This window comes from Cupriavidus basilensis (assembly GCF_008801925.2).
GTDB lineage: Bacteria > Pseudomonadota > Gammaproteobacteria > Burkholderiales > Burkholderiaceae > Cupriavidus > Cupriavidus basilensis.
The window spans coordinates 2,360,795-2,378,658 of the sequence record NZ_CP062803.1 but is presented as its reverse complement, the minus strand read 5'-3'; the positions used below and the strand labels follow the sequence as shown (position 1 = coordinate 2,378,658).

At 63.9% G+C, this 17,864-nt stretch carries 10 protein-coding genes and 2 pseudogenes; 9 read left to right on the top strand and 3 right to left on the bottom strand.

The annotated features are described in order from the left end of the window. The first annotated feature begins 13 nt into the window (after nucleotides 1-13). Nucleotides 14-1,600 carry a malate synthase A gene (gene aceB / locus F7R26_RS10665; RefSeq protein ID WP_150983568.1) on the top strand — a complete coding sequence of 529 codons (1,587 nt, stop codon included), beginning with the start codon at nucleotides 14-16 and terminating at the stop codon, nucleotides 1,598-1,600. Between the two features lie 162 nt (nucleotides 1,601-1,762). Here aceB and F7R26_RS41715 read toward each other — a convergent pair. After that, nucleotides 1,763-1,882: pseudogene (locus F7R26_RS41715) on the bottom strand (transposase DNA-binding-containing protein); the annotation flags it as partial. 425 nt (nucleotides 1,883-2,307) lie between these two features. Between F7R26_RS41715 and F7R26_RS10655 the strand changes: the two are divergent. The 7 genes from F7R26_RS10655 to F7R26_RS10625 all read left to right on the top strand — a co-directional run bounded on the left by F7R26_RS10655 (nucleotide 2,308) and on the right by F7R26_RS10625 (nucleotide 13,995). Then, the gene (locus tag F7R26_RS10655) at nucleotides 2,308-2,895 is read left to right on the top strand and encodes a fimbrial protein (RefSeq protein WP_150983567.1); all 588 of its coding nucleotides are present in this window, start codon (nucleotides 2,308-2,310) and stop codon (nucleotides 2,893-2,895) included. A 30-nt stretch (nucleotides 2,896-2,925) separates the two neighbouring features. After that, nucleotides 2,926-3,690, top strand: a complete 765-nt coding sequence (locus F7R26_RS10650; protein WP_150983566.1) for a fimbrial biogenesis chaperone — start codon at nucleotides 2,926-2,928, stop codon at nucleotides 3,688-3,690. An 88-nt stretch (nucleotides 3,691-3,778) separates the two neighbouring features. After that, a complete protein-coding gene (locus F7R26_RS10645; RefSeq protein WP_277820341.1) occupies nucleotides 3,779-6,643 on the top strand; it encodes a fimbria/pilus outer membrane usher protein in 2,865 nt (954 codons plus the stop codon). A 95-nt stretch (nucleotides 6,644-6,738) separates the two neighbouring features. Beyond that, a complete protein-coding gene (locus F7R26_RS10640) occupies nucleotides 6,739-7,524 on the top strand; it encodes a fimbria/pilus periplasmic chaperone (protein ID WP_241754295.1) in 786 nt (261 codons plus the stop codon). A gap of 120 nt (nucleotides 7,525-7,644) precedes the next feature. Next, a complete protein-coding gene (locus tag F7R26_RS10635; RefSeq protein WP_241754294.1) occupies nucleotides 7,645-9,450 on the top strand; it encodes a ShlB/FhaC/HecB family hemolysin secretion/activation protein in 1,806 nt (601 codons plus the stop codon). 81 nt (nucleotides 9,451-9,531) lie between these two features. Beyond that, on the top strand, nucleotides 9,532-12,558 hold the full coding sequence (locus F7R26_RS10630; protein ID WP_150983565.1) for a two-partner secretion domain-containing protein: 3,027 nt from the start codon (nucleotides 9,532-9,534) through the stop codon (nucleotides 12,556-12,558). A 216-nt stretch (nucleotides 12,559-12,774) separates the two neighbouring features. After that, nucleotides 12,775-13,995 carry a fimbrial protein gene (locus F7R26_RS10625; protein ID WP_241754293.1) on the top strand — a complete coding sequence of 407 codons (1,221 nt, stop codon included), beginning with the start codon at nucleotides 12,775-12,777 and terminating at the stop codon, nucleotides 13,993-13,995. Nucleotides 13,996-14,392: 397 nt separating this feature from the next. Here F7R26_RS10625 and F7R26_RS10620 read toward each other — a convergent pair. Continuing rightward, nucleotides 14,393-14,818 (bottom strand): annotated as a pseudogene (locus F7R26_RS10620) (transposase); the annotation flags it as partial. Nucleotides 14,819-15,182: 364 nt separating this feature from the next. Between F7R26_RS10620 and F7R26_RS10615 the strand changes: the two are divergent. Then, nucleotides 15,183-15,458: a hypothetical protein gene (locus tag F7R26_RS10615; protein ID WP_150983564.1), complete on the top strand. Its 276-nt coding sequence runs from the start codon at nucleotides 15,183-15,185 to the stop codon at nucleotides 15,456-15,458. Nucleotides 15,459-15,484: 26 nt separating this feature from the next. On the opposite strand, the gene F7R26_RS10610 is transcribed toward F7R26_RS10615, so the two are convergent. Next, nucleotides 15,485-17,809 (bottom strand): ATP-binding protein, encoded by a 2,325-nt coding sequence (locus F7R26_RS10610; protein ID WP_170301730.1) that lies wholly within the window; start codon nucleotides 17,807-17,809, stop codon nucleotides 15,485-15,487. Nucleotides 17,810-17,864: the final 55 nt, after the last annotated feature.

Here is a 17,864-nt window from a genome sequence, read left to right as displayed (position 1 = left end):
CAGGAGAACACTGATGGCCATCACGCTGCCTGCGGGCATGAAGATTACCGGCGAAATCCTGCCGGCCTACGAAGACATCCTCACGCCGGCGGCCCTGGCCCTGGTGGACAAACTGCACCGCGCCTTCGAGCCGCGCCGCCAGGAACTGCTGGCAGCCCGCGTCGAGCGCACCAAGCGCCTGGACGCCGGCGAACTGCCCGACTTCCTTGCGCAGACCAAGAGCGTGCGCGAAGGCGACTGGAAGGTCGCGCCGGTGCCGCCGGCACTGCATTGCCGCCGCGTGGAAATCACCGGCCCGGTCGAAGCCAAGATGGTCATCAACGCGTTCAACTCCGGCGCGGACAGCTACATGACCGACTTCGAGGACTCCAACACCCCCAACTGGCACAACCAGTTGCAGGGCCAGGTCAACCTCAAGGCCGCCGTGCGCCGCACCCTCACGCTGGATTCCAACGGCAAGCACTACAAGCTGAACGACAAGATCGCCACGCTGCAAGTGCGCCCGCGCGGCTGGCACCTGGACGAGAAGCACGTCACCATCGACGGCCAGCGCGTCTCCGGCGGCATCTTCGACTTCGCGCTGTTCCTGTTCCATAACGCCAAGGAACAGATCGCACGCGGCGCCGGCCCCTTCTTCTACCTGCCGAAGATGGAAAGCCACCTCGAAGCGCGCCTGTGGAACGACGTCTTCGTCATGGCCCAGAACGAAATCGGCCTGCCGCAAGGCACCGTCAAGGCAACCGTGCTGATCGAAACGATCCTGGCCGCCTTCGAGATGGACGAAATCCTGTATGAGCTGCGCGAGCACAGCGCCGGCCTGAACGCTGGCCGCTGGGACTACATTTTCTCGTGCATCAAGAAGTTCAAGGTCGACAAGAACTTCTGCCTGGCCGACCGCGCCAAGGTCACCATGACCGCGCCGTTCATGCGCTCGTACGCGCTGCTGCTGCTCAAGACCTGCCACAAGCGCGGCGCGCCCGCCATTGGCGGCATGAGCGCACTGATCCCGATCAAGAACGATCCGGAGAAGAACGCCATCGCCATGCAAGGCATCATCAATGACAAGAAGCGCGACGCCACCGACGGCTACGACGGCGGCTGGGTGGCGCACCCGGGCCTGGTCGAGCCGGCCATGAAGGAATTCGTGGCAGTGCTGGGCGACAAGCCCAACCAGTTCGACAAGCAGCGCGACGACGTCAACGTGGTGGCCAAGGACCTGCTGGACTTCCAGCCGGAAACCCCGATCACCGAAGCCGGCCTGCGCATGAACATCAACGTCGGCATCCACTACCTCGGCTCCTGGCTGGCCGGCAACGGCTGCGTGCCCATCCACAACCTGATGGAAGACGCCGCCACCGCCGAAATCTCGCGCTCGCAAGTGTGGCAGTGGATCCGCTCGCCCAAGGGCAAGCTGGAAGACGGCCGCAAGGTAACCGCCGAGATGGTGCGCGCGCTGATCCCGGAAGAGCTGGCCAAGGTCAAGGCTTTCGTCGGTGGCGACACCACGACGTATGACCGCGCCGGCGAGATCTTCGAGCAGATGTCCACGTCGGAGGACTTTGCCGAGTTCCTGACGTTGCCGCTGTACGAAGAGATCTGATCGGGCGGTAGCACTTGCCTGGCCGGAGCTTTTGCCCCGGTGCAAAAAAAGAAACCGCAGCCTGGTGCTGCGGTTTTTTTTATGGTGCGCCCGGCAGGGCGCACTCACTCGATCTCCTCGTCGGCGGGAAATCGATAGGTAGTGATGGGTGGTCTCCACGCATCCATCACACGCGCCCCGAATGCTTGCCGTCGGCCTGGCCGCAAGCCGTTTGCGCAGCGCCTTTGCACGTCGATCCCGCCTTGGATCGCTGAGATCCAGCCCCTCGGATTCTTCGTCCACCCGCGCGCCCTGGCTCGCTGTCCATTCGCACCAAAAATACGAGCGTGAAGGCGAGTCCGCGCATGCTCACAGCCCACTGCGCCCAGATTCCATTAGTGACCGGCCGCATGCTGTCGAGGCGGGGCTTCGACTTTCCTACGACGATAGGGCCTGAAGTGTCCAGGTATTGATTTAATTGTTTTTCATAAAAACAAGAATTTTCTTGGGTTTATTTTATTTCACGAGATCTATGATTTGGTCACCGTCGAGTGGCCTCAGTGCCATTGCGTATCTTTCCGTGACTGCCTCTGGCGTGGAATGCGTCAGGCAGGGTGCGGTTTGATTCGGAAGCCGGTGCATCGGTCCCATGTGGACCTGCATTTAATCCGGGGTGCATCAAATAGTTTGATTTATTGCCCCAATTACCAACGGAAGAAGGAAATCACATGAAGCGTACTATTCTCGGGAAACGTACCATTCTCGGTTCTCTCGCAGCCGGCTGTGTGGTCATGGCCGCCATGGCTCCCTCGTTGTCGCATGCGTTCGACGGCCATCTGGACTTCACCGGCTCCATCACGGACGTCACCTGCACCATCAACGGCAAGCCGGCCGGGCCCAACAACCGCACCACCGTGGATCTGGGTCGCGTGGATCCCATCATCTTCACGGGCGTTGGCGTTAAATCTCCCGCTGTACCGTTCAGCCTGGTACTGGGCGGCGGCACGGCCTGCAAGGATAAAACGAAGGCCTCTATCTCGTTTGATACGGGCTCCGCCAACATCGATCCTGCCACCGGCAACCTGATCCTGCAGGGCACCGCTGCGGCGAAGGGCGTGCAGATCGAGATCAGCGACAACGGCAACAAGGCCACCGGCAAGATCCCGCTGCACCTGGCTCAGACGAACCCGCAGGTGGCCACGATCACGGACAACACCGCAACGCTGACCTATAGCGCGGCCTATGTCCAGACCGCTGCCGCCGTCACGGCGGGTGCGGGTAACTCGTTCATCCGCTACACGATGGCCTACTACTAAATCGAGCCAGGTTTCATAGCCAGGAATGCCATGACGTCGGTCGCTCGCATCTCTTCACTTCTTGCCGCCGGTGTCGTGGCGCTCGCCGCCTGCGCCAACGTGGCGCAGGCTTCCATTGTCATACAGGGTACGCGGCTGGTGTTCCCGTCCGATGCACGGGAAGTTACCGTAAGGCTGAACAACATCGGCAGCGAGCCCGTTCTCGTGCAGAACTGGCTGGACGATGGCCAGGCGGACATGCCGCCCGAGAAAGTCCGCGTTCCCTTCATGCTCGCGCCGGCGGTCGGCCGGGTAGAGCCGAGCAAGGGCGCGGTGCTGCGCATCGTCTATACGCAGGAACCACTGCCGGCCGACCGCGAGACGGTGTTCTGGCTCAATGTGCTGGAGGTGCCCTCGAAGAAGGAGGACGCCGAGAATGCGCTCCTGTTCGCCTTCCGCAGCCGCATCAAGGTCTTCTTCCGGCCCGTGCAACTGACGGACGTCGATGCCGCTCCCGGCAAGCTTGCCTGGAAGCTGGTCACCGTGGATCGCCAGGTGCCGGGTGGAAAGACGGCGAAGCAGCTTGCCGTTGAGGTCAGCAACCCTACGCCCTACCACGTTTCCTTCGGCCGGGTCGACGCCAGGCTGGAGGGCAGGTTTGTCTCCGCGGGTGGTGGCATGGTGGCCCCGCTCAGCAAGGAGACCTTTGTGCTGCCCGAAGCAAAGCCCGGAAATCACCCCGGTGCCCTGGTCCGATACGAAGTCATCAATGACTACGGTGGCCGGTACACGGAAGAGAAGGCATTGGCAAATTAGCCGCTAAGCACGCCTGTCCCGATTCCTTTCACTGTGTCCGTTGTACAGCGGCCTCCAGCTTCCGCAGATAGGACAAATTCGTCGGTCTATGCAATCCTCAGTTCGCCTTGTTCAACCCGCTGGCCCGGCTCGCGCCGGCAGCGTGGCTGCGCTGCCGACCTCCAGGCCGGGGCGCCTTGCGCCTCGCCTGATCGGCGCCGTGGCGGCGATCGCGATGTCGCCTACCGCCTGGGCGGCGGCGACCGTTGTGGGTGGGCAGGGCGCGGGGACGCGTCAGCCCATGGATCTCGGGGCGCAGATTGGCGAAACGCTGGCGCAGAAAAGCAATGAGGCGCAGGACGGCGACACGGAGCGCACGCGAAGTGCCGGCAGCGATGAAAACGGGCCCGCGCCCGAGCCGCGGCTGTTGTCCGCCCTGGACGAAAAACGGGTGATATTCGACTCCTACATGCTGGCACAGGGCGCCGAGGGCATCACGATCGATACCAGCCGTTTCGAGCGGCTGGATATCGTCGCACCGGGCAAGTACCGCGTCGAACTGCATGTCAATGGCCAATGGCGCGGCACCGAGGATATCGAGTTCCGGCAGGTTGCGGGCCGGGAAAGCGCGCAGGCATGCTACGACCGCGATCTGCTCACCCGTGCAGGTGTCGATCTGAACAAGAGCGCGCGCGGCCAGGATCCCGTGCGGCCGCCCAACCCGATGCCGGAAGGCCCGGTCTGTGCCGACATCGGCAACTATGTTCCCGGCGCCGAACTCAAGTTCGACCAGGCGGAGCAGGCGATCTATCTTTCCGTGCCGCAATACTATCTGCGGCTGACCACATCGAAGAACTATGTCGATCCGCAGCGTTGGGACAGTGGCGTTCCGGCGCTGCTGCTCAACTACAACACCAATGTCTTCACCACGCAGAGCCAGGGACGCAACACCACCCAGGCCTACGCGGGGCTGAACCTGGGGGCAAACCTCGGGCCGCTGCGATTGCGCCACAACGGCTCGGTTACCTGGTCGGCGCCGACTGGCACGCGCTATCAGCGTGGCTATATCTATGGCCAGACCGATCTGCCCGAGCTGCGCTCGCAATTGCTGGTCGGCGAGAGCTCGACCAGCGGCGAGCTGTTCGATTCGGTGTCTTTCCGCGGCGCGCAGATCTTCAGCGACGACCGCATGCTGCCCGAGACGCAGCGCTACTACGCACCTGTGGTGCGCGGTACCGCCGGCTCGAACGCCCGGGTCTCGGTCCACCAGCGCGGTTTCCTGGTCTACGAGACCACCGTGGCGCCGGGGCCGTTCGAGATCAATGACCTGCAGGTTGCCAGCTACGGCGGCGACCTGCAGGTGACCGTGACAGAGGCCAACGGGCAGGCGCGTACCTTCCTGGTGCCCTTTGCCACCACCGTGCAGCTGTTGCGGCCCGGCGTCACGCGCTACAGCGTGACCGCGGGCAGGGCTAGCGATCCCGCTTTGCAAGGCAGCGGACAGTACGTCATGCAGGGCACACTGCAACACGGCTTCAACAATATGGTCACCGGCTACGGCGGCGTGGCCTTCGCCAGCAACTATGTGTCCGGGCTGCTGGGCGGGGCGCTCAACACGCGCGTCGGTGGCTTTGGCGCCGACGTCACGTGGGCCAGGGCCACCGTGCCAAACGGCGATAGCCTGCGTGGCTCCAGCTTCCGTGTTTCGTACAGCAAGAATTTGCCGAACAGCGGTACCAGTTTCTCGCTGCTGGCGTACCGCTATTCCACGCGTGGCTATCTTGGCCTGCGCGATGCGCTGATGCTGCACGATGCCGTCGAGCGCGGCGCGGCGGCCGATTCGTTCGCGCGCACGCGCAGCAGAGTGGATGCCAACATTAGCCAGACGCTCGGCGCGAGCGGCGGCAATGTCTACCTCAACGGCTCTTCGCTCCAGTACTGGAACCAGCGTGGCCAGGCGCTCAGTTTCACGCTGGGCTATAGCAACCAGTGGCGCGGCAACACCTATTCCGTGTCCGTGCAGCGCGTGCAGAACGCGGGGGGCGGTGGGGCCTTGTATGGGGGAGCGAGCAGCGGCAGCAGCACGCTGGTCAGCCTCAACCTGTCGATTCCACTGGGAAAGTCCGCCCGCGGCGCTCCCGTCCTGAACGCCTTCGTCACGCACGACGACAGTGCCGGCACGCAGGTGTCTTCCGGCGTTTCGGGGATCATCGACCAGCAGGGCAAGGGCTCGTACTCGCTCTCCGGCACCTATGACGACCGGCGCAATGCCGCCTCGGGCAACGCCAGCATCAACTGGCGCCTGTCCGACGTCACGCTGGGCGCCAGCATTGGCCAGGGTCAAGGCTATCGGCAGGCATCGGCCAGCGCGCAGGGCGGCCTGGTCGTTCATCCGGGCGGCATATCCATGGCACAGACCCTTGGCGAGACCATCGGCGTGGTCCATGCGGCGGATGCGCAGGGCGCCCGGGTCGGCTACGGCGGCGCCAGCGTGGACCGGCGCGGCTACGCGGTCGTACCCAGCCTGATCCCTTATCAGTTGAACAGCATCGATGTCGATCCCAAGGGCATCCCCGACGACGTCGAATTGAAGGTGACCTCGCGCAGTGTCGCGCCGCGCGCTGGCTCGGTGGTGATGCTCACCTACGAAACCCGCAGGGCGCGCGCCGTGCTCATCAACAGCCGCATGCCCAATGGCGAACTGCTGCCCTTCGCCGCCACCGCCATCGATGCCGAAGGCGGCATGGCGATCGGCGCCGTGGGCCAGGGCAGCCGGCTGGTGGTGCGCACCGAGAAGGACCGCGGCTCGATCCGCGTCGAATGGGGCAAGAAGCCCGAAGAGCGCTGCGTGATCGACTACACGCTGCCCGCACGCGTAGAGGGCAAACGCAGCGGCTACGAGATGCTGGACCTGCCATGCCTTCCATTGCCGGCCGGTGGCGTAGGCAGCAAAGAGCTGGCGGCGCGTCCGTGAGGCCGAATCAACCCGGAGCCGGGCAACCGTTGAGCACCAGGACGGCAGCGCCAGGCAATCCGGCCGGCATGCTGAACCAGGGAAGGCCGAGCAGCATGACCCATCCGATCATTGCGGGCAGCAGCGATCGCAGGCCGCGCTGCGAGCGGCGGTGGCGCGGCGCTGGGGCCATGCTGGCCTTGCTGCTTTGCCTGGCGCCGGCCGGGGCGCTGGCGGCGTTGTCGATCATCGGCACCCGCTTTGTCTACCCCGCCGAGCTGTCGGAGTTGAGCGTGAGGCTGCGCAATGCGGGCGACAGCCCGATCCTGGTCCAGGCCTGGCTGGACCAGGGTGAGGTCAATGCCGATCCGGCCAGGCTGAGCGTGCCCTTCATCTTGTCGCCGCCGTTGCTCAGGCTGGACCCGGAGCGCAAGACGGTGCTCCGCCTGCGCTACACCGGTGAGCCGCTGCCGGAGGATCGCGAGTCGGTGTTCTGGATCAACTTTCTGGAGGTGCCGCCGCTGGCCGGGGACACCGCCAGTCTGCTGCGCCTGTCTTACCGCACCCGCATGAAGCTGCTGTTCCGGCCGGCGGGATTGCCCGGCACCCCGGACGAGGCCATCGGGCAGGTGACATGGGCGTTCGGCAGCGCAGGCAAGGCGGGCGGCGCCGTCCTGGAAGCAAGCAACCCTACGCCTTACCACGTGTCGCTGGCGCGGATGGCGGTCGGGCGCGCGGGCGCAGCGGTGGAACTGGACGGCCAGACCATCGCGCCGCTTGGCGTCACGCGGTTCACGCTGCCTGGCTTGAAGGGCGCCGCCTCGGACGAGACCGTGGTGCATTACGAAGCCGTCAGGGACAGCGGCGAACTGATCGTCGGCAATGCAAACGTCAAACGGTAGTTTCGACGCGGGTCGATGGGTGGCTCGATGAGGAAGTCCAACGCCATCGGGCTGAGAGCGGCGCATGCACATCGATTGGGCCGCTCGTGAAATGAATGGATTGCCATGGGAAGAAATCAAGTGACTGCTGGCCGTGAAACTTTTGTCGATGTCGATGTCGATGTCGATGTCGATGCACAAGCCCGCCGGGCGGTCGGTGACCGGGCCGCGCGCCGCGCCTTCGGGCTGCGTGCCTGCGGTGTCGGCCTGATGTTGCTGCTGGCGGTCGCGGGGCATGCGCAGGTGCCCGGTGCGCCCCATGCGCCCAATGCGGCGAATGTACCCAGCATACCCAGGGCCGGGCAGACCATGCGCGATCTCGAGACCGTGCGTCCGGAACTCCCTGCGCCGTCCAGTCTGGAGCTGGACCTGCCCAAGGCGGACGATCGCAGCGTGCCCGCCGCGTCCGCCGACCCGGGGATACGCCTGAAGGTGCAGGGCTTTCGCATCGACGGGAACAAGGTATTCGACTCGGCGCAACTGCTGCCCTTGCTGAGCGACCTGAACGGCAGCGAGCAGGACCTCGCAGGCTTGCACGCGGCGGCGGACCGCATCACCGCGTATTACCACGCGCACGGCTACCTGCTGGCGCGCGCCTTCCTGCCGCCGCAGGATATCGAAGATGGCTTGATCCGGCTCGAAGTGATGGAGGGCAGGTACGGGCAGGTCGTGCTGCAGAATAAATCGCGCGCGTTCGACGGCGTGCTGCGCCAGCCGCTGTCGAGGCTCAGGCGCGGCGAGGCGGTGCATAGCGCGGAACTGGAAAGCAGCCTGCTGCTGCTCAACGATATCCCCGGCGCCGAGGCCAAGGGTACCTTGCAGTCCGGCACCGAGCCCGGTACCACCGACCTGCTGGTCGAGGCGGAGCCCGGGCCGCTGGCCGGGGGCAGTCTGGAGGCGGACAACTACGGCGGCTACTACACCGGCGAATACCGCCTGGGCGGCAGCTTCTACCTGAACAACCCGTTGCGGCTGGGGGACCAGTTGAGCCTGCGCGTGCTTGGCAGCGACAAGCGGCAGCGCTACTACCGCGCCGGCTACCAGTTGCCGGTCGGTCCCTGGTCCACACGCGTGGGCGTGTCGTACTCGGATATGGGCTATCACCTCGGCAAGGATTTCGCGGTGCTGGAAGCGCACGGCCGCGCCAGCATCCGCAGCGTCTTCGTCTCGCAGCCGCTGCTGCGCGGCCGCGCCTTCAACCTGAGCGCCCAGCTGCAGTACGACGACAAGCGGCTGCGCGACGAGATGGATCTCTTCGAGCGCAACGTCGGCAAGCGCGTGGGGCTGTGGACCGCTGGCGTGAACGGCAACGGCCAGGACAACGTATTCGGCGGCGGGCAGACCATGTTCTCGGCGAGCTACAGCACGGGACGGCTTCGCATCGACGATCCGTACACCGAGTTCATCGACCAGGTCAGCGCGAGAACCGGCGGCAGCTTCAGCAAGATGAACCTGAGCGCGGCGCGCCTGCAGCGGCTGAGCAATCGCTTCCAGCTCTATGCCCAGGCCAATGCGCAATGGGCGTCCGGCAACCTGGACGGCTCGGAGAAGTTCGGCATGGGCGGGCCCTATGGCGTGCGCGCCTACGCGCTCGGCGCCGGCAGCGGCGACCAGGGCTGGCAGGCCAGCCTGGAGTTGCGCTACGCGGTGGCCCCTGGCTGGCAGCTGAGCGCCTTCGTGGACAAGAGCGTGGTGGACGTCAACAAGCAGCCTTGGACCAGGGAGCGCAATACGCGACGGTTGACGGGGGCGGGCATCGGTGGCGCCTGGGCCGGGCAGGGACATCAGATCAGCCTGGCGCTGGCCTGGCCGCTGGGCCAGCGCGACGCAAGCGGGGGGCCGGTGCGCAGCCCCAGGTTTTGGGTTCAGGGCGCGCAGTACTTCTGAGCGCGCCGTGGACCGTGTCGGTGCAGTACCCGTGCTGCCGGGATGGTTGCAGCATTCTCAATAACAAGGAAAGAGGTCAATATGAACAAAAGCTATGCACTGGTCTGGAATCAGGCCCAGGGATGCTGGAACGTCGCCAGCGAAGGGGCTCGCCGCCGCGGCAAGTCTGGCGGTGCCAGGCGCGTGATTGCCGCCGCTGTTGCGCTGTTGGGGCTGGGGGCGCTTGCGCCGGCGCATGCCTTGCCGACCGGCAATGTGATCGTATCGGGCACCGGCAATGTCGCGACCTACAACAATGGCCAGGCCATGTCGATCAACCAGTCGAGCGACAAGCTGATCATCAACTGGAACGGGTTCAGCGTTGGCGCGAAGGAGAGAGTCACCTTCAACCAGCCCGACAGCAACTCGATCGCGCTCAACCGCGTGATCAGTGCGAATGCCAGCAATATCCAGGGCCAGATCGATGCCAATGGCCGCGTTTTCCTGGTCAACCCCAACGGGATGGTGTTCGGGCAGACCGCCCAGGTCAACGTGGGCGGCCTGGTGGCCTCGACGCAGGACATCACCAACGCGGATTTCAACAGCGGGACCTACCGCTTTGCCGGCGGCGCGGGTGCGTCGATCATCAATGCCGGCCGGATTACCGCCGCGCCGGGTGGCAGCGTGGCGCTGCTGGGCACGACGGTGAACAACACTGGCTTTATCCAGGCGCAGATGGGCCGGGTGGCGCTAGGCGCCGGCAATGACTTCACCGTGAGCTTCGACGCCAGCAACCTGCTCAACCTGAAGGTGAACGACGGCCTGGTGGGCTCGCTGGTGCAAAACGGCGGCCTGCTCAAGGCCGACGGCGGCCAGGTGCTGATGACGGCGCGTGCCGCGGGCAGCTTGCAGCAGGCGGTGGTGAACAATACGGGCATGATCGAGGCCAAGACCTTGCGCGGCAATGCCGGCAAGATCACGCTGGACGGCGGCAGCGCCGGCGTCGTGCGTGTGGCCGGCAACCTGAACGCCAGCGCGATGGCCGGCCCGGGCAATGGCGGCACCATCGAGACCCGCGGCGCCGATGTGCAGGTGCAGTTGGGCACCCAGGTCAACACCCAGGCCAATAACGGGCAGACAGGCACCTGGAAGCTCAGCGGGATGGATGTCAACGTCGGCCAGAGCGCCGGCAGTGGCGAAATTACCGCATATAGTGACACGCTCTCGCGCAACCTCGGCACCACCAATATCGAGCTGGCCAGCACCGTTGGCAATCTTTTGGTCAACGCGCCGATCGAGTGGAGCAGCGGCAACAAGCTGACGCTGACCTCGGCTGGCGATGTCAATGTGAACGGAGCGCTGAGCGCCACCGGCGTCAATGCCAGCCTGGCCATGACCGCCGGCGACGCCAAGGATATCAACCTGAACAACAAGGTCACGCTCAGCGGAGCCGGCAACGGCCTGGCGTTGAACTATGGCCGTTCGCTGAACCTGAACAACGGCGCGGTGGTCACCTTGTCCGGGACGGGGGCGTCGTTCAGGTCGAACGGCTTTTCCTATAACGTGATCCAGAATCTCGCGCAGCTGCAGGGCATCAACGACAATCTGGGCGGCTACTACGTGCTGGGCAACAAGATCAGCGGCGGCAGCATGAAGTCGATCGGCGGCGACTACGGCACGTTCTACGGCACCTTCGACGGCCTGGGCAATACCTTGAGCAATCTCAAGGTGACCAGCACCGGGCCTTTGTCCGGCCTGTTCTCGGCATCGTCCGGCAGCATCAGCAACCTCGGCCTGGCGACGTTGACGGTCAACGCGACGTCTGGCAATGCCGGCGCCGCTGCGCTGGGCGGGCTGGTGGGGCAGAATTCCGGCACCATCTCCAACGTCAACGCCACTGGCGTATGCCTGTCTAGCAACAGCGGGCGGGCCCATTCAATGGGTGGCCTGGTGGGGAAAAACCTCATCGACGGCTCCATCGACCGCGCTTCGGTGAGCGCCTCCAATCTGTCCGGCAGCAACCTGACCCAATCGATCGGTGGCCTGGTCGGCGAAAACGCGGGCAGCGTGACACGCAGCAGGTCGGATGCCAAGATCGGCGGATACATGCAGCGCACGGCCATGGGCGGCGTGGGCGGCCTGGTCGGGCTGAACGCCGGGCCTAACGCCTATATCGCCGATTCGTCCAGCCGGGGCACCGTCGGCACATCCAACGGCGGCCTGAACGTGGGCGGCCTGGTGGGCTACAACAACGGTGGCGTCATCGAGCGCGTCTTCTCCGCCGGCGACACAGGCTCTTCCAGCAACGCCGTGATCGGTGGCCTGGTTGGCCTCAACGACAGCGGCGGCCGGATTGCCGATGCCAGCACCAGTGGCCGCGTAGACGGCAGCGGTGCCGCGGCCATCGGCGGCCTGGTGGGGCAGAACCGGAACGGTAGCCTGATCAATGTCAAGACCAGCGGCCTGGTCAGGGATACTTCGGGCATCGATGTGGGCGGCCTGGCCGGCAGCAACGAGGGCGGCACCATCTTCGGCGCGGAAGCCACCGGCGCCGTGATCGGCGGCGCCAACAACCGCGTGGGCGGCCTGGTCGGCAGCAACTACAGCGGCACCATCCAGAGTTCGGTGGCGCGAGGCAAGACCTCGGGCGGCAGCAACAGCCACACCGGCGGCCTGGTCGGCTACAACGGCGGCAACCTGCTGGCGGTGGAAGCGAGCGGCGAAGTCTATGCCAATACCAACAGCTTTGTCGGCGGCCTGGTCGGCACCAACGTCGCCAGCAATGGCGCCGCGATCGTGTCGGGCGTAGCCAGCGGCAACGTCAAGGGTGAAAGCCGCAGCGTGGTGGGTGGCCTGGTTGGCCAGAACCACGGCGCGGTCAGTGCTTCGTCGGCTTCCGGCACGGTCAGCGGTGGCAACTACGTGACGATGGGCGGCCTGATTGGCCTGAATCAGGGCGAAGTCAATTACTCGACGGCCAGCGGCAAGGTCGACTTCGTGTCGAGCTACGGCCAGAGCTATGGTGGCCTGGTCGGTGTGAACTTCGGTCTCATGCAAGGCAACCGGGTTTCCGGCAATGCTGCCCTGTTGCCGCAGGCCGGCATCAACTACGGCACCATCATTCAGTAAGTTGCTGAAGCAGTCCACTGATCTGCCTGCCTAGCAGGCCCCTTGCGTGTCGTGTTTCGGCATGGCATGCAAGGGCATTTCAGTACCGCGCCAGGGAACACAAGGACGGATATGCGTTGCTGGTGGCGCAGGCGGCGGGTCCTGTCGGCCGCGCGCACCATGGATTTTGACGCCACCTCGAAAGGCTGGCGAGACAGGGGGGAGATGGAGAGCTGCATGAATACGAATCTACTGCCTATCACCGGGCTGCCGGGGATTGCACGGGCTGCGCGCCAACCGGTACGCCTGTTCATTGCCGCGCTAACGCTGATGCTGGGGTTGGTGAGCGGCAGCGCCCAGGCACAATTTGAAAACCGCATGGCCATCAACTGCACGAACCCCAATCCGCAGGAGATCCAGCCGTGGACGGTCACCAATCCCCTGACCAGCAGTACGGCCATCGGCACGATCCTGATGGAGCGGCGGTTCGCGTTGTCGACGTCCTTCACCTTTGGTGCGACGTCGGCAGTGGTCGCTCACGATCTGGTCACGGGCGCCCACTGGGCAATGGGGTTCGGGCCGCCCGTCGGTGCGGATGGCATTGTGCCAACGAATATTGACGGCATCGGCTTCAAGTGGGAAGCACTATCGTCGGACGGTGTCGCCAGAACCCTGCGCAAGGAGGCCGACCCGCTTGCCGTCGAGAAGATCAACGTCTTGTTTCAGCCCAATCTGGGGATAAAGACCGGGTCCACCATCGCCAGCTACAAACAGTACCTGGTGCTGACCAAGGATCCGAATGCGCTCCCCCCGGGCGAGATCAAGGTGACCCATGTTGCGGGTGGTCTCCAGGTGAAGATCTATGCGGCGGATTTTCTGAAGTCGGTGGGAGTGAGCCTGGGCAGCACGTTCAAGGTGCCCACCTTGGGCCCGGGATGCCATCAGTCCATTACCTACGACAGCACGGGCATGGTCGGCATTGGCGGCGGCCCGCCGCCCCCGATTCCGAACAAATGCGATGTGGTGGCCAATCAGATCATTCCGGTCGATCTGGGGAGTATCCCCATCGATCGGTTCAAGAAGCTCAACGACACATCACCGCCGAAGCACTTCGAGATCGCCCTGAGCAATTGCGCGGCCAACGCCAAGCCCACGATCAGCTTCAGGGACAAGGCCACGCCGCCCAATGCAGACAAGACGGTATTGCGGCTCAGCGCGCCGGGCGGGCAAAGCCTGGCCCAGGGGTTCGGCATCATCATGACGCGCGAGGATGGCAGCCGGGAGCGTATCACCTATGGCGATCCGGGCGCGGCCAAGAAGTACGAGATGACGCTCGACAAACCGGGCAGGACAGCAAAGATCCCGCTGTCGGCACAGTACATCCGCACCGGTGGCGACGCCGAGATCAAGGCCGGTTACGCGGGAGGCTCTGCCGAATTCACCTTCACCTTCCCCTGAGGGGGGTGTCTAAGACCAGCTTAGAGGCCGTTTCAAAATGAAGCGAAGCGGTTCTGGCTAGGCGCGCGGCCGCAGACAGTACAACTGGATCGGCCAAGGCCGCGCAACGACGCCAGAATCTTTTTGAAACGGTCTCTTGGCAACGCTGCGCTGACCACACGCGTGCCATCAAATGTGGCTTGGGCATCGGCGGGGTGGAAGTACTCGCGTCAGCCAACTGCTGGTAGGTTCGCTTGGACAATGCTCTCGCTGTTGGCAGGCACTGCCCTGTTCTATCTGGGGTACTACGCCTTGATTTGGTGACGTGGATAATGCATGGCCACCAACCATCGGCGGCATCTGGCAGGCCATGACAGTTTAGCGTGCAGTATTTTCCGTTTTCTGAAGCGCCCCCGATGAGCATGATGCCGATCTCGTCGAACAGCTTTCGCGTCAGTTCATGCTCGACAAGCAGGCGGCGGAACTTCAGCAGTGTGGTCGCGTCTGGCACCGCTTCGACTGCGAGGTCGATCCCGGCGATCGCCCGCATCCCCATGCTGTTGTACAGCGCCTCGTCCGACAGCCCGTACCACTGCTGAACGAAGTAAATTCGCAGCATTCGCTCCAGTCCGATCGGCGGCCGTCCACGTTTGCCCTTGGGGTAGTACGAGTACGACTCGACAGCCGCAATCTGGCGCGACCACGGCACCACGCTTTCCATCTCCGTCAGGAAGCGCTGGCGTCGCGTCCCCCGTTTCTTGCCGTGGCTTTTCGCTTCCGTAAAACTGATCTGTCGCTTGGAAAGCGTTGATTCGGTGTTTTCTTCCCACCGATGGCGTAGCACTGTGACTTTTTGTAGCGGATGGTTTGGAGCGTACTTTGTGCCTCTATACTGCGCAGGTCGTTGCAAACACGGCGACCGGGTTTGACAGCCTGCTAAGAACGCGGACATGTGCCTCTATATGGCTTTTGTTCGTCTTGCCTTCGCGCGCCCCTTCGGGCAAGCCTGGGCGGGGGAGCTTTCGAGCTCACCGGTTCCTTCTTTCCAGCTGTCAACCCCATTTGACAGCGGGGAGCGGGTTGAAGAATCGCTTAAGTAGGAGGCACACCCATGCCCCAGTCTTCGCTCGCCCATCCCGGGCAAATCGTATCTTCCAAGCTTGCCATCCTCTGCCAGGGCCTGCGCGCCTGCCAACGGAGGGCGCCCGATGCATAGGTATCCGCACTACAACATCACCGCCCAGCGCGCCGGGCGCGACACCTTCCTCACGGCCCACGCGCCTTCCGAAAGCCCGCTAAGCCTCGCCGCGGAAAAAACCGCGCAACTCAACGCGCTGCTTTCGGTGGCGGTCGAGAATGCCGCCGGCGGCTCCTTGTGCAACATCACCGAGGAAACGCAAAGCCATCTGCTTTCACTGGCGGCCGTGCTCGCGCATGAAACGCTGGTGTTGAGCGAGTTGGCCGCGCAGGACGATGCAGGCTAACGCGAGCCATGGGTGCCTGGGCGTGATCAGCGGCTTTCGCCCACATCGTTCTGCGCAAACTGGACTGCAAGGCCGATCGCTCGTACTTTATAACCGTTCACTCGCCAGCCGCCCGCGGTCTTCTGCGGCTGGTCGGGTCCAAACGGTATCGCCAGAACCCTGAGCCCCGCCCAGGGGATCTCACTGCGCGCCGATGGCCGTACGTCGATCAATATGTCGTCCCGATGCAAGCCACCCTGCGTTTCGGAATAAGGCTGTGCCATGGCACCCCAACGGCGTAGCCAGGCACACAGGTGCGTGGCGACCTCCCTCACGTCCGCGCGCACGTACACCACGCCGGGCCGTAGTTGGGGCGTCACGATATCCGGTGCATCGGCGGACAACGAGAAGGGCAGCGTAGCCGAGAAGAGGCTTCCCAGCCCAGGCTCGCTCACCACCTGGATAGCGCCGCCCATCAACTGGGCAAGCCGATGGCAGATCGAAAGTCCGAGTCCCGAACTGGCTGTCGCCTGCCGGCTACCGCTTGCCTGATAATACGACTCGAAGATGTGCTCCTGGCTTTGCGCGGTGATACCGATGCCGGTGTCCGCCACCTGCCACATCAGCTCGATGCCTTCCGGCCGGGTTGCCACCATCCGCGCGCGCAGCACCACCCGGCCCATCTGCGTGAACTTGATGGCGTTGCTCAAAAGGTTGTTCAGGATCTGGCGCACGCGAGCTGCATCGCCTAGTACGCTCCCGGGAATGTCCGCATCGATACAGGCGTAGATGAGCAAGCCCTTGCGCTGCGCGCGTGCAGCGTACGAGCCAAGCACGTCTTCCGTCAGGTCGAGCGGCGAGAAGGGCGCCGGTTCGAGCATCAGGCTCCCGGCTTCGATCCTCGAGATGTCCAGCGTGTTATCCACAACCTGCAATAGTGAAGCCGAGGCCCCTTCGAGGGCCTTGATGTACTCCCGCTGCTGCCCTGACGTGCCGCTCAAGGCCAGGAGCTCAAGTGTTCCCAGGATGCCAAAAAGCGGCGTACGAATCTCATGACTCATGGTGGTCAGGAACACGGTCTTGGCCTCATTGGCGGCTTCCGCCCGTTGAATGGCCAACTGCGTGGCTGCTTCCATTTCCTTGCGGGCCGTGATGTCGCTGAATGCGCAGATCACCACGTCTTCGCCCTGGTAGCGCGCTGATGCGAAAGACACATAGACGCTGCGGCCGTCATGCAGCACCAGTTCGCGGCCGGTGCCCGGATGGCGGTCCTTGGAAAGCGCGGCTTCGCGCCACGAGGCATCGGGATCAAACCAGCTTCGCGCCAAGCCGTTGGCAAGCGGCACGCTGCCATCGCGGCGGCGAAGCACGCACAATGCCACCGGTGCCGCCTCGATAATGGATCGGCTAAACGCTTCGCTTTCAATCAGGCTGTCAAATTGCTGCCGCGCCGGCAGCATCTGGTGCCGATGGATATACACGATGCCGATGCCCATGCCGATGATCAGCAAAAGGAAGCCCCCCAACGCCAGCCGGATAGCCGGCATGCACACCTTCAGCAGCGCGCTTGCACGAATGAAGTAAACAACACGCCAGCCGTCGTCGCCCACCGCCTTGCTGAGCGTGAGGTACTTGGGTATTGGGCCTATTCCGTATCGAATAAACGCATCCTCGCGCGTCATTCTTGCCAGATCGCGTCTTAATTCGACATCTCCCGTGCTTTCGAGAACAACGTTATCGTGACGGTCCAGCAGCATATAGCTCAGGCCTGGCTTGGACAGCATGAGACCCGGCTCGACATTGTCCAACGCCAGTCCAAGCCAGCCGGCTGTCTTGTTGCCAGGATCGACCCGGCCAAACATATAAAGACGGTGATGGATACGATCGCTGGCCCAGATAATCGACCCGGTGTCGTCCGATTGCGCGTGCCGCGCAACCAGCATGTTCGTCACCTCGGGCGAGAGAGCCTCCCGGATTCCACGGCGGGCGCTCTCCAGCCCTACCTGAGTGGACTTGGCAGCGGTCCAGTAGACCAGATGGGCGCCGGAGCGCGCGATGGCATCCCTGTCCCGTTCAGTCAAATACAAGGTCCAGCTCTTCCCAAGCTGTCGATCGATGGCGAGCGAAATCCCTTCGATGCGATGGGCCTCGCTTGTCGGCAACTGGACGGGCTCGCTGCTGCCTTCGGATATGGAGTCGATCAGGGATCTCAGCAGCGAGCTACGTCGCCCCAGGAAAATCTGTGCGTTATACGCCGCAGCATTCATCTGGCGCCGATAGGCGGAGATACTCCTCTCGAACTGAGACTCCAGGTACAAGAACGCGGCCATGCCTGCGCACAGCAGCAACGTCGCGGCCAGAAGATATAGCATCACAACGGCTACGCGCGGCGGGGATATCTTGACGCTATGGCGCCCAGCACGAAGT